This is a genomic window from Staphylococcus durrellii (assembly GCF_015594545.1).
In the GTDB taxonomy this organism is placed as follows: Bacteria; Bacillota; Bacilli; order Staphylococcales; family Staphylococcaceae; genus Staphylococcus; species Staphylococcus durrellii.
In genome coordinates this window covers 1,728,135-1,740,910 of the sequence record NZ_JADIIO010000001.1, presented here as the reverse complement: position 1 = coordinate 1,740,910, position 12,776 = coordinate 1,728,135, and the positions used below count along the sequence as shown (strand labels likewise).

Here is a 12,776-nt window from a genome sequence, read left to right as displayed (position 1 = left end):
TAGATTGACTAAAAACTTAATAATAATATTAAAGTGACTTGGTCATTTTAATATGTTTAATATTTTCTTCCATAAAAATATCACCCTCAGGTTCGTAACCTAAGCGGTCATAAAAAGGTTGTGCGTGAATTTGAGCATTTAAAATTAATATATTATAACCTAAACTTTGTGCTGCTTGCTCAATAAACAGCATTAAAGATTTGCCAATGCCAGATTTTCTTTGATTACTTAACACTGCTACGCGTTCAACTTTAACGCCGTTATCATATGGGCGAAAACGGGCAGTAGCGATTGGTGTATTATTATCATTATAGCCTATAACATGTGTCGCAATTTGTTCATAGCTATCTATTTCATTTTCTGTTGGTACACCTTGTTCTTTGACAAAAATCTCTTTTCTAATCTCAAATGCTTGCTCCAATTCTTTATCGTTCTCAACTATTTTAAACATTGTATGTCCTCGTTTCATGTATAATATTTTGATTAAATAAAAACCCTATCGTCAACATACGATAGGGTAGATAGTATTTATTGTGCTTCTTTACGAATTATAGCAGTGTATTGCCAAAAAATCCGCATTTGTGCAATGTTCCAATTATTCATTCCCATTGTAAACCCAGTTGGCGTAAATAAGTTTACGTCTGTAACTTCTAAAGCTGCAGCAACTAAATATTGTATGGGTACACTAATTTGTTGCATTGTTTCTGTTATACCATTTTGGTCATAAACCCAAGAGAATGGCAACTCAGACTCAAAAACGTCAACTTTATCGAAAATTTCAGGCAAAGCGACTATATAGCAAGCACCATCAACGACTGGATTAGCATCACTATCTTTATAATAAATACGGAGAGCTTCGTAATTTTCACGATGTTCATGGTTTACATAGAAAAACTCATTTCTAAATAGTGCCATATCTTTGCTGTGAATAATTTGTTGTTCTAATACATTAAACATTCCATTTATATGAGCAAGTTTGTCATAAGTTTTTCGCGTCATATAGTGTGCTCCTCTCTAGTAAATTAATATTGGGCTTGTTGTTGATTTGGATCAGCGTTTGGTTGTTGACTTTGTTGTGGATCTTGTTGTTGATTTGGGTCAGCGTTTGGTTGTTGACTTTGTTGTGAATCTTGTTGTTGATTTGGGTCAGCGTTTGGTTGTTGACTTTGTTGTGGATCTTGTTGTTGATTTGGATCAGCATTTGGTTGTTGGCTTTGTTGAGGATCTTGTTGCTGATTTTGATCATAATTTTGTTGATTACTATCGCTATTATCGTCACTATTTGATTGATTGTTATTGTCATCAGTTGACGCATCATCATCAGTAGTATCGTTTTGATTTTTACGTAATAAACTTTTATCGATTTGAGTTTGTGGTACTAGATCACCATAATGATCAATAACACGTTGATTTAGAAAGTCATTTTTATTAGTAATTTTTGATAAATTTAAATCTTTTCTAAGTGTATTTGATGTATCTTGAATATTTTTAATATCAGGATTGTAATAATAAACACCACTTAAATAATCATCATTACCTTTAAGTTGTGTTGTTTTAATATTAACATCTTTTTTCAGATATACTGAGGCTAATGCTCGTATTTCTTTATAACTAAGGTTGTGTTTAGAATTTTTGCCAACAAGCTTAATAACATCATCTAATTTGTTAAATGAGTCAGACTTTTGTGCTTTAGCAAATAGAGCTTCTAATAATTGCATTTGACGTTGACCACGTTTTAAATCAGAGTCCTGGTGTCTTGTTCTTGCTACTGCTAAGGCTTCCTCACCATTTAATTTTTGGTAACCTTTTTTAACTTTTGTTTTACCTGTGTCGTTCATGTTTGGTTCACTAATTGAATATGGAACATCAAAATTAATGCCACCTAATTCATCGACCGCATCGACGAAAGCTTTCATATTAATTCTAGCATAGTAATCTACTGGAACATTCAATGTTGCCTCTACAGAGTCCATTGAAGCAGCAGGACCACCATAAGCATGTGCATGTGTCATTTTGTCGTAATATCCGACTTTTGGAATGTAACTAATTGTATCTCTTGGGATACTTAACATTCTAATTTGCTTTTTCTTAGTGTTTAAAGTAGATAGTATCATTGAATCTGTTCTAGAATGTTCTGTACTTTGACCATTCTTTTTTCTGTTATCATTTTCATCAATTCCTAAAAACAAAATTGAAATAGGTTCTTTTGATGCGTTTACTTTCGAATCTCTTAAATTTGATTTACGTGCCGAATCACTATTATTAAACGAATGTTCAAAAGCTCCTTGAGAAGTTTTAAACAAAATAATAGCGAATACTATCGGAACAACAACTAATAGAAATGAAAGGAAAATCAAAAAATATTTAAAGATTTTATTCATTATAGATGCTCCCACTTATTAAATTTTGTACATAATATTATATTTTAGGGAAAACTTAATGTAATTAGTAAGTTTATTAATATTTAGTAAATAAGAAAATGTACTATAAGGTAATATTTTATTACTCTAAAAGAAAAATATCAACTAAGTTTATATATCAGTTTATGTATACAAATTTAAAAAAGGTATAAACGACTTTTTAGTATCTATTCAAAAATGATTTATTAAATGAATTAAGATATAATACAATAAAGTAATAATGAGTATAAAACCTAAGAATAAAATTATTCTAAAGGTTACTGTTTTAGAAAATAAACTCATAAACTATTATAACTTAAATTATTACATATATCTAAACATTTAATTATGTTTAACAGTATGTGGGAGGAATATATTAAATGAAACAGGAATGGTTAAATAAATTAGACGAAAGCTTAGTGAAATCATTTTATCAGCAACAAACTGAAACTCAAATTGAAGAAGGCTTTAATCATATACTATCTTTTGGTACAGCAGGCATCCGTAGTACTTTTGGTATAGGTCCAGGGAGATTAAATGCCTTTACTATCAGAAAAGTAGCATTAGGCCTCGCAAAATATTTGAAAAATAATTGCATCACACCTAAAGTTGTTATTTATTTTGACACAAGACATCTTTCTAAAGCATTTTGTAACGAAATGGCTGCAGTTTTAGCTTCAAATGACATTCAAACAATAATATCGGACACATATAAATCAACGCCTGAATTATCTTTTGCGGTTAGACATCTTCATGCGAGTGCTGGAATTATGATTACTGCTAGTCATAACCCTAAAAATTACAATGGTATTAAAGTATACAATCATGAAGGTGGGCAATTACTACCAGATGATTCAGAAATATTGAGTACATACATTAATAACATCGATAATCCTTTAGATATAATGAAAGGTGACTTTGAGGAGTTAGTTAGACAAGGCACGATCGAATATTCGAATAAAGACGTCACTGAAAGTTATAAGCAAGCGGTTAAAAAGTTAGTAGATAAAATCGAACATAATAATGAGAAAGTCGTTCTTACTAGCTTGCATGGTACGAGCTTGCCATTGCTAAGTGAGATTTTAAATGAGTTGGAATACACCAACTATGTTATTGAAAAAGAGCAATCCATTCCGGACGGTGATTTCCCAAGTGTAACAAGCGCAAATCCAGAAGAAATTGAAGCTTTTGATAAAGGAAAAGCATTAGCTCAGCAAGTTGGTGCTAAGTTAGTTATCGCGACAGATCCAGACGCAGACCGACTTGGCTTTATTGAAATTGATGATGATCAAAATTGTCATTATTTTAATGGTAACGAAATTGGTTTGATTTTAATGAAGTTGAGGTTTCAAGATTTAATAGTAGAGGACTCAGATTTATATATAATTAAATCAATAGTCACGAGTGAAATGGCGCAAAGACTAGCGCAATCACTTGATGTAAAAGTTAATAATGTATTAACTGGGTTTAAATATATATCGGACCTATTATCACAAAAAGAAGAGACTTCAGAAAAGTTACTCTTGGCTTTTGAAGAAAGTCATGGTTATCTAGCGCAGTCTATATCTAGAGATAAAGATGCAATACAAATGGTGCCTTTAATTATTAAATATAAAAATTTATTAGCACAGAATGGATTGACATTTAAGGAAATATTAAATGATATTTATGATAATATCGGTCATTTTAAAGATCGAACATTGGCACCAGTGTTTGAAGGTCAAGAGGGCAATGCCAAGATTGAAAACATTATGCAACAATTTAGACAAGATACTAATGAAATGACTACTATATGTGGTTTAAACATACGCCAAATTGAAGATTATGAAAAAGGGTGTTTAATAGATAAAGAAAGTGATACCGAATTTCAATTAGAGTTACCTAAAACCAATTTAATAAGATTTGTTTTTGAAGAAGGCTTTATTGCGTTAAGACCCTCGGGTACCGAGCCCAAAATTAAATTATATTTTTCTTTAAACGTAGAAAATATAGATGAAATTTCACAAAATTTTGTTACAACATTTATAGAATAACATCAAAGAAGAAGGTAGAAGAAAATAAATATTGCTAAAACATTATATATAATTGTCACTTCAGCAATTGTGATTTTATTAATTATTATAGGGATATATGCTTTTAAACAATACATGTCAGTTATGCCTAAAGCAAATTTAATAAAGAAGCAACAACAAATAGCTAAAAATGAAAATAAGGCGAAGCAGTTATCAACGGTATTTGATGCTCAAAACTCACAAGATAAAGCAATAGAAGAATATTTGCAGCAAGTTAATTTTAATGGTACTGTGGCTATTTTTCACAATGGAAAGATTAAATTTAATAAAGGTTACGGCATGAAAAATTTCGAAAGTAAAGAGCCCAATACCGCTAATACGATGTACTTAATTGGCTCTTCGCAAAAGTTTCTAACTGGAGTGATGTTAAAGCAGTTAGAAGAAAATGGTAAAGTCAATATGAATAATCCTGTTTCAGATTATATTCCATGGTTTACAACTAACGCTCCCATATTATTAAACGATTTAATGATGCATAAGAGTGGGCTATTTAAGTATAAAGGTTCTACAAATTTTCATAGTTTAGATGATGCAGTTCATTCGATACAGCAAAAAGGTATTCAAGATGGTTTCTATAAACGTCATCGGTATAATGATGGTAATTATTTAGTGTTAGCTAAAGTTATTGAATCTGTATTGAACAAACCATACCAAATACTGCATTTTACGATGATCCAAAGGCACAAAGTGATATGGCGATAGGTTATAAGAATATTTCTAATCATCCTCAATTATCTAAGCCTTTATTTTTAGATCAATATTATGGTGCAGGTAATTTATATATGGCTCCATATGACATGGGTAAATTCATTGCAGATATACAGCACAATCGTTTATTTCCAGAAAGTATTACTACGCCTTATATTAAAGAGAGCAAGACAAAAAAATACCCTGGTGCGTATAGATATGGATTTTATTCTTATAAAGATAAAAATAGAATAAATGGTGGTTTTTATGGCCATGTATTTACTTCCTATTTTAACGATAAATATATTGTTGTAGTTGGTACAAACTATGAGAATCGAACAGTCAAAAATGAAACAGTAATTAAACATATATACGAAAATATATTGCACCAAGGTGGTAATTATAATCAGGTGGGTCATAATTATTAATATTTAATTAAAAACTTCCTAACGCGTTGTTGGCTAATCAACGCATTAGGAAGTTTTTAATTTATTTACAGTATGCTAGCGCTTCGAATAATAATTTTTCAAACTGATCTGTGTCTATCGATAGAACGACTGTACTATTTGGATATGATGACTTAAAGTCTGTAACACTCGCTCCTCGCGTAAATTCACTCTTTGTTTCTATTTCTACTAAAGCTTCTGCAACTTCGAAACTTTCCGGATGCAATAAATATAACATTGTATAGGCATCGTAAATATTTATACCATATTCAAAGTCGTCTCCACGATAATGAGAAAACAATTGATGTAACATAGCGCCGGTTTCATTAAGTGATTTTAACTTATCGATTTTAGCATGTTCTAAAGTTGAACTACGTGCGACATCAAGTCCAACCATTGTTAAAGGTAAACCCGAATTAAAGACGATGCGTGCAGCCTCAGGGTCACAGTAAAAGTTAAATTCAGCTATTGGTGTTACGTTGCCTCTACTTGCACTACCACCCATCATAACTATTTCTTTAATATTGTTTTTTACCTCAGGAAAAGTTTTAAGCAGTAAGGCAATATTTGTCAGCGGACCAATAGGTATAATACTTATAGGTTCCTCGCTATTTATTAATGTTTCATACATAGCAAGTACAGCATTATTTGATGCCAATGTATCTAAGCTTACCTCTGGAAAAAGGTATCCATCCATTCCAGATTCACCATGTACATCACTTGCGCTAACGATATCAGATATTAGAGGGTGTGATGCACCACGATGCACAGGAACGTCGCTATTAAAATAATTCGTTAATTTCAAAGCGTTAGCTGTTGTTTTTTCTACACCTACATTTCCATTAACAGTTGAAATCATTTTTACGTTGAATTGCGGATTGTTTAAGGCGATACTAATAGCTGCGGCATCGTCAATGCCTGGATCAGTATCTATAATTATAGGTTGTTTCATTTCTTTACCTCCTATATATAATAACGCTACAACTATTATTGTAATAGCTGTAACATTAATATGATAACAAAAGAGGGGGCAATAAACATAAAAAAGACTTCTCCATAAGGAGAAGTCTTTAATAGATTATAGGTGATGTGAGTGTCCACCTTGCATTACCCAATAAGTACCAATAATACTAATTAGAGTAATAATAATCGCGAATATTACTTTGAAACTTTGTAAGTTACCGTCTTTACCTTCAGTTAAGTGCATGAACATTAATAATTGAACTGCGGCTTGAATGAAAGCAAAGCCGAAAATAATAGTAATTTTTGCGTTTAACGTCAATGATGTGTATAGAGTTACGAAAACTGCTAAGATTGTCAGAACGATAGAAGCAATAAATCCTACTGTATGTTTAACTATTGTATTCATCCGCTATACACCATCCCTATCATATATACGGCAGTGAAGATGAAGATCCAAACAACATCTAAAAAGTGCCAGTATAAACTTACTATAAATAATTTTGGAGCATTATCTTTATTTAATCCGCGCATTGCTACTTGAATTAATAAACAAATAATCCAACAAATACCTAATGATACGTGGGCCCCGTGTGTGCCTAGCAAGATAAAGAAACTAGACCAGAATGAACCGATAGTTGGATTTACACCTTCATGAACATAGTGAGTGAACTCGTAAATTTCAAAACCTACGAAAACTGCACCGAGTAGAACAGTGATTATCATCCAAATCATCATTAGTTTTTGATTTTCTTTTCTCATATAGTAAATGGCGATACCACAAGTATATGAGCTGATTAACAATGCAAATGTCATAATGAGTACTAAAGGTAATTCAAACAATTCAGTAGTCATCTTATCAGCATAATCACCGCCATGTTGCAACGTTAACAATGCTGCAAATAACGTACCGAACAGTGAAAATTCAGCTGTAAGGAATATCCAAAAGCCAAGTTTATTCAGATTACCTTCATGCGAACGTGAATCAATAGTATTTGTATCATGACTCATGACTTACAGCCTCCCTTTCTCTTTTACGTGCCTCTCGAAGTCTAGTTTCAGTTTCTTCGATTTCAGATACATGGATATGGTAACCATGGTCGATTTGGAAACTTCTATAAATCATACAACCGAATAGGCCTAATAAGCATATGATGGCAGGTATGATTGTTTCGAAGATTAAGAAGAAACCTCCGATTAATAAGAAGATACCCATGAAGACACCAACATGTGTATTGTTAGGCATGTGAATTTCTGAATAATTGTGGTTGTCTAAGTAGTGACGACCGTGTTCTTTCATGTTTACAAACGTATCATAATCATTCCAGTCTGGAGTGACTGCAAAGTTATATTTAGGAGGCATAGCTGAAGCCGTTGACCACTCTAAAGTACGTCCTAATCCATACCAGTTATCACCAGTTGCTTCGCGTGGAGCAGTGAAGTGACTGTATACAATACTTGCTACTAGGAACATAAAGCCAAGCGCCATTAGTAATGCACCGATTGATGAAATTACGTTTAGTAACCACCAACCATCTTGTGGCATATAAGTGTATAAACGACGTGGCATACCATCTAAACCTAGTACGAATTGTGGTAAGAAACAAACGTTAAATCCAATCATGAACAACCAGAAACACCATTTGTTAAGCGTTTCGTTTAATTTATAACCTGTCATCTTAGGATACCAGTAAATTAAACCGCCTAGACAAGCGAATACAACACCTGTTACGAGTGTGTAGTGGAAGTGTGCCACTAAGAAATACGTATTATGGTATTGGTAATCGGCTGCTGCCATTGCTAGCATTACACCCGTAACACCACCTAATAAGAAGTTAGGGATGAAAGCTAATGCCCATAGCATTGGTGATTCGAATGAAATTCTACCTTGGTACAATGTGAATAACCAGTTAAATAATTTAACTCCGGTAGGAATACCAATCATCATTGTTGTAATTGAGAAGAATGAGTTAATTAATGCACCATTACCCATTGTAAAGAAATGGTGAACCCAAACTAAGAAACTTAAGAATGCGATACCTGCTGTTGCCCATACCATACTTTGATGGCCGAATAATCGTTTACGAGCAAACGTCGGTATAATTTCGGAATAAACACCAAATGCTGGCAAGATAACGATATAAACCTCAGGGTGCCCCCATACCCAGAAGAAGTTTGCCCATAGCATCGGCATACCGCCATTTGCAACTGAGAAGAATGCAGTGTCAAAGATTCTATCAGTTGTAAATAGTGCTAATGCAACTGTTAGTACCGGGAATGCCAAAATAACGATTAAAGCTGTGATAAAAGTTGTCACAGTAAACATAGGCATTTCCATGAATTTCATAGTAGGTGTTTTACATCTAAGTATAGTAACGAAGAAGTTAATCCCCGTCATTAGCGTACCGATACCAGATATCTGAATCGCTATTAGATAGTAGTTAACACCTGGTCCTGGACTGAACTCGCCAGCAAGCGGTGCATAGTTTGTCCAACCTGCTGCAGGAGAACCACCAACGATAAATGATAAGTTGAATAGTAACATTCCTACGAAGAACATCCAGAAACTTACGTTGTTTAGTACAGGGAAGGCAACGTCTCGAGCACCAATTTGTAATGGCACTACAACGTTCCATAATCCGAAAATAAATGGCATAGCCATAAAGATAATCATGATAACACCGTGTGTACTAAAGATTTCGTTGTAGTGGTTAGACTCTAAAAACTTATTGTCTGGCAAAGTTAATTGAGTACGTATTAATAGTGCATCAATACCACCACGTACAAACATTAGTACAGCACAAATGATATACATAGCGCCGATTTTTTTATGGTCAATAGATGTGAACCATTCTCTGTATAGATATTTCCATAATTTAAAGTACGTAATTACTGCGATCAAACCGATAATCATGAATGGGGCACCGATTTGTGCCATTGTAATCATCCAGTTACCGTGAACGAGTAATTGATCCCATGGAAAATTCATTAATGTCCACCTCCATGTTCATGGTCTTTTTTCTCTACTTCAGATGTTTTTTTATCTTTAGATCCTTCAGAGATTTTTTCCATTTCATCCATATTATGAGATTCTTCACCTTTGAACTCACTATTATATGGTTGTTTGTTGCTTAAAATCATTTTCTTCATTCCGTGACGTTCATAGTTAGCATTTGTAACTTGTGGCTTACGTTTTGGTTTGTCCGGTTTGCTTAAGACATCTTCTTTAATTTGTTTTTCACTATTAAAGTTAGGGTCTTTTTGTACGTAGTTATAGCGTTTGTAAGCATAAAATACATACTCAGGATCAGCAGCCGGGTCAACAAATGCCATGTGAGTACCACTGAAAGTTAGATTTTTATTTTCAGTCGTAGGTAAAAGTTGCTTATCGAAAGTATCTTGATCTAATACTTTTTTCTTCTTAGCATCTTTAACCCAGTCATTAAACTTACTTTGGCTAACAGAATTTACATTGAATGTTTGTCTAGCAAATCCTTCACCATTGAAGTTTGAGTTACGACCTCTAAACGTTCCAGTTTTGTCCGATGTTAACGTCCAATCCATAGTCATACCTGTCATAGCGTATTTTTGACCACCAAGTTGTGGAATCCAGAAACTTGTCATCATATCCATTGATTGAAGTTTGAATACTACAGGACGATTTTTAGGGATAGTTAAATGGTTTACAGTTTCTATTTTTTGATCTGGATAACTAAAGAACCATTTATAACCAGCACTTGTTGCATAAACTACAAGCGGATCATCCTTTTTCTCTGGTGGTTTTTCATATTGATACAATGATTTGACCGTAGGGATTGCTAAAGCAACAACAATTATAATTGGAACAATAAACCAAATTGCTTCGATTAATGAATTGTGATGCATCTTACCAGATTCTTTATTATTACCTAATCTATATTTGATTAAGAATAAAGCGAACATGATAAGTACAACAGCTACAATAACAAGCATGAAGATGATTGAATAAATAATCAAAAACTTCGAGTCACTTGCCATTGGCCCTTTTGGGTTTAAGACTTCTACATTAGAACAACCACTAAGTAAAATTAGTGAGCCAAACAGTAGAAGCAAAGACTTAAATTTTGACACTTTTTTTGACCTCCTAATACTACAATTGTAGGGCTTACCATCAATTTTAAGATATTCCGCAATATTTACAAGTGTTTCAAGCAAAAAAAATATTGTAAAATTAAAACAACCCCAACAGAATCAACGTCTGGTGGGGGATGAAAGATTTGTTAAAATTATGTGTACATTTTGTGAAAAACGTCAAAATTGAAAGAAAAGTGACAAATACGCTTAAGGCAGTGATAAACGTTATCATTTAAAACGTTTATTAAACATTATGTATATTATTTAACTTCAATATAACGTACAGATTTTTCTACTGCTCCATCTGAGTCTTGAACTTTATATTCTATTTTATATTTGCCTTTTGTATTTGTATCGATATGTCCATTGACTTTAATTTTATCTGTTAGGTCGCCATCTTCTTTATCAAATGCATGAACTCCATTTAATAAGTTATAGTCAATACCTTTTTTTACTATAGTATCTTTGGCACCCTTTATTTCAGGTATTGAATTATCAGTAGCTTCTGCATTTAAATTAGGCGTTACTAATGTAGCTGATACTCCTAAAGCTGATAGTGATTGTAATAATTTATTCATGACGTTTACCTCCGTATGAAAACTGACCTTATGTTTAGATTAACTATACCTTATAATTTGAATATATACATCGTACTATGGTCCTAAAATCATTTCAAACGGCTAAAATTCATTTTTTTCTTTGAAACAAGTAAATGCAGGCAATTAATTTTAATAAAAATGATAGGATCAATAAATTTTAATGAATTAGAGTCTAAACATTAATCCTAGATTAATAGCCCTTAAATGATTTCAAGTTTGAACGTTTTCCTAGGTGATAGCTTTACCCTGTATGTGTCAAAATGAATACGAAGTTTAAGTTTATATACGAGTGCCACCGTTTTTCCTTTAAAACATGTACGATTTAATAAAAGTTACTAATCTTAATTGCCAAGGTATTTCTATACGAAGAGCTATCTGGGGTTCACTTGAATATCCGTTTAAGCAATAAATAAAGCCAAGCATCAAGCATGAAATGGATTGTGTCTTAATGAGATGAATCATAAGTAAAATAGTAATTTAACTAAATACCAAATTTCATAAAAACAAAGAAAACGTCAGGTGCTATCCATATAAGATAGCACCTGACGATTATTTATGAGTCAATGACATTAATGCTACTAACACTTTGTTCTAATAGAAAGAGTTGAATTATTTAATTCCTCTACGCATTTTTTCTGCCAATAATGTGTTATTTAATACCATTGTAATTGTCATAGGGCCAACGCCACCTGGTACGGGTGTAATAGCACCAGCTATTTCTTTGACGTCCTCGTAATCTACGTCGCCCTTTAATTTACCATTTTCGTCAGGTGTATTACCTACATCAATTACTACGGCACCTTCTTTAACATCATCTTTTGATACGATACCTGGTCGTCCTACAGCACTTACGATAATATCAGCATTTTTAAGATGGCTATTCATATCTTTAGTTTTTGAATGCATTATTGTTACTGTAGCATTTTTTTGTAGTAATAGTTTGTAAACAGGTTGACCAACTATGTGACTACGGCCGATGATAACTGCTTCCTTACCTTCAATTTCAATGTCGGCATGACTTAATAATTCCATAATACCTAATGGCGTACATGGTACAAAAGTTTGTTCATCAATATATAGTTTACCAATATTTGTTGGATGGAAACCATCAACATCTTTTTCTGGATTAATTGACTCTATTATTTTTTGTTCACTAACTTGTTTTGGTAAAGGAACTTGGACTAAGATGCCACTTACGCTATCATCTTCATTTAAACGTTTCAGTTCGTTTAAAACTTCTTCTTCAGAAGTTGATTCATCTAAGTGAACGATTTCTGAAATCATACCAAGTTTTTCCGCGGCCTTCTTCTTGGAATTAACGTAACTTTGGCTTGCTCCATCATTACCTACTAAAATTACAGATAATTTGGGAGTATAACCTTGTTCTTTCAATGATTCAACTTGTTCTTTTAACTTCTGTCTATAGTCTTTCGCAATTTGCTTACCATCTAAAATTTTGGCAACCATTATATAATTCCTCCTTCGAATAACAAACTTTAC

Annotated in this window: 11 protein-coding genes and 1 pseudogene; 2 read left to right on the top strand and 10 right to left on the bottom strand. The window is 32.8% G+C overall.

Annotated features, from left to right (window positions below; translation table 11 throughout):
* Nucleotides 1-28: 28 nt before the first annotated feature.
* From ISP02_RS08360 to ISP02_RS08350, 3 genes are all read right to left on the bottom strand, one after another.
* Nucleotides 29-451 carry a GNAT family N-acetyltransferase gene (locus ISP02_RS08360; RefSeq protein ID WP_195721119.1) on the bottom strand — a complete coding sequence of 141 codons (423 nt, stop codon included), beginning with the start codon at nucleotides 449-451 and terminating at the stop codon, nucleotides 29-31.
* A gap of 77 nt (nucleotides 452-528) precedes the next feature.
* Nucleotides 529-999, bottom strand: coding sequence for a DUF2538 family protein (locus ISP02_RS08355; RefSeq protein ID WP_195721118.1), 471 nt, complete (start codon nucleotides 997-999; stop codon nucleotides 529-531).
* Between the two features lie 23 nt (nucleotides 1,000-1,022).
* Nucleotides 1,023-2,381, bottom strand: a complete 1,359-nt coding sequence (locus tag ISP02_RS08350; RefSeq protein ID WP_195721117.1) for an LCP family protein — start codon at nucleotides 2,379-2,381, stop codon at nucleotides 1,023-1,025.
* Nucleotides 2,382-2,779: 398 nt separating this feature from the next.
* Here ISP02_RS08350 and ISP02_RS08345 point away from each other — a divergent pair, with 398 nt between their 5' ends.
* Together ISP02_RS08345 and ISP02_RS08340 are read left to right on the top strand one after the other, a co-directional pair.
* The gene (locus ISP02_RS08345) at nucleotides 2,780-4,432 is read left to right on the top strand and encodes a phospho-sugar mutase (RefSeq protein WP_195721116.1); all 1,653 of its coding nucleotides are present in this window, start codon (nucleotides 2,780-2,782) and stop codon (nucleotides 4,430-4,432) included.
* 114 nt (nucleotides 4,433-4,546) lie between these two features.
* Nucleotides 4,547-5,586, top strand: a pseudogene (locus ISP02_RS08340) (serine hydrolase domain-containing protein).
* A gap of 61 nt (nucleotides 5,587-5,647) precedes the next feature.
* Here the strand turns inward: ISP02_RS08340 and rihC are convergent.
* The 7 genes from rihC to folD form a co-directional block, all read right to left on the bottom strand.
* Nucleotides 5,648-6,556: a ribonucleoside hydrolase RihC gene (rihC, locus tag ISP02_RS08335; RefSeq protein ID WP_195721115.1), complete on the bottom strand. Its 909-nt coding sequence runs from the start codon at nucleotides 6,554-6,556 to the stop codon at nucleotides 5,648-5,650.
* A 126-nt stretch (nucleotides 6,557-6,682) separates the two neighbouring features.
* The gene (gene qoxD, locus ISP02_RS08330) at nucleotides 6,683-6,973 is read right to left on the bottom strand and encodes a cytochrome aa3 quinol oxidase subunit IV (protein ID WP_195721114.1); all 291 of its coding nucleotides are present in this window, start codon (nucleotides 6,971-6,973) and stop codon (nucleotides 6,683-6,685) included.
* Nucleotides 6,970-7,575, bottom strand: a complete 606-nt coding sequence (gene qoxC / locus ISP02_RS08325; RefSeq protein ID WP_195721113.1) for a cytochrome aa3 quinol oxidase subunit III — start codon at nucleotides 7,573-7,575, stop codon at nucleotides 6,970-6,972. Before qoxC ends, qoxD begins: the two co-directional genes overlap by 4 nt.
* Nucleotides 7,565-9,553, bottom strand: coding sequence for a cytochrome aa3 quinol oxidase subunit I (gene qoxB / locus ISP02_RS08320; protein WP_195721112.1), 1,989 nt, complete (start codon nucleotides 9,551-9,553; stop codon nucleotides 7,565-7,567). The genes qoxC and qoxB overlap by 11 nt, the downstream gene beginning before the upstream one ends.
* Nucleotides 9,553-10,674 carry a cytochrome aa3 quinol oxidase subunit II gene (gene qoxA, locus ISP02_RS08315; protein ID WP_195721111.1) on the bottom strand — a complete coding sequence of 374 codons (1,122 nt, stop codon included), beginning with the start codon at nucleotides 10,672-10,674 and terminating at the stop codon, nucleotides 9,553-9,555. Before qoxA ends, qoxB begins: the two co-directional genes overlap by 1 nt.
* 263 nt (nucleotides 10,675-10,937) lie before the next feature.
* Nucleotides 10,938-11,255, bottom strand: coding sequence for an immunoglobulin-like domain-containing protein (locus tag ISP02_RS08310; protein ID WP_195721110.1), 318 nt, complete (start codon nucleotides 11,253-11,255; stop codon nucleotides 10,938-10,940).
* 630 nt (nucleotides 11,256-11,885) lie between these two features.
* Nucleotides 11,886-12,743, bottom strand: coding sequence for a bifunctional methylenetetrahydrofolate dehydrogenase/methenyltetrahydrofolate cyclohydrolase FolD (gene folD, locus ISP02_RS08305; RefSeq protein ID WP_195721109.1), 858 nt, complete (start codon nucleotides 12,741-12,743; stop codon nucleotides 11,886-11,888).
* Nucleotides 12,744-12,776 lie beyond the last annotated feature (33 nt).

Coding starts and splice junctions, on each gene's coding strand:
- ISP02_RS08360 (WP_195721119.1), bottom strand. CDS start 451: ATGTTTAAAATAGTTGAGAACGATAAAGAATTGGAGCAAGCATTTGAG.
- ISP02_RS08355 (WP_195721118.1), bottom strand. CDS start 999: ATGACGCGAAAAACTTATGACAAACTTGCTCATATAAATGGAATGTTT.
- ISP02_RS08350 (WP_195721117.1), bottom strand. CDS start 2,381: ATGAATAAAATCTTTAAATATTTTTTGATTTTCCTTTCATTTCTATTA.
- ISP02_RS08345 (WP_195721116.1), top strand. CDS start 2,780: ATGAAACAGGAATGGTTAAATAAATTAGACGAAAGCTTAGTGAAATCA.
- rihC (WP_195721115.1), bottom strand. CDS start 6,556: ATGAAACAACCTATAATTATAGATACTGATCCAGGCATTGACGATGCC.
- qoxD (WP_195721114.1), bottom strand. CDS start 6,973: ATGAATACAATAGTTAAACATACAGTAGGATTTATTGCTTCTATCGTT.
- qoxC (WP_195721113.1), bottom strand. CDS start 7,575: ATGAGTCATGATACAAATACTATTGATTCACGTTCGCATGAAGGTAAT.
- qoxB (WP_195721112.1), bottom strand. CDS start 9,553: ATGAATTTTCCATGGGATCAATTACTCGTTCACGGTAACTGGATGATT.
- ISP02_RS08310 (WP_195721110.1), bottom strand. CDS start 11,255: ATGAATAAATTATTACAATCACTATCAGCTTTAGGAGTATCAGCTACA.
- folD (WP_195721109.1), bottom strand. CDS start 12,743: ATGGTTGCCAAAATTTTAGATGGTAAGCAAATTGCGAAAGACTATAGA.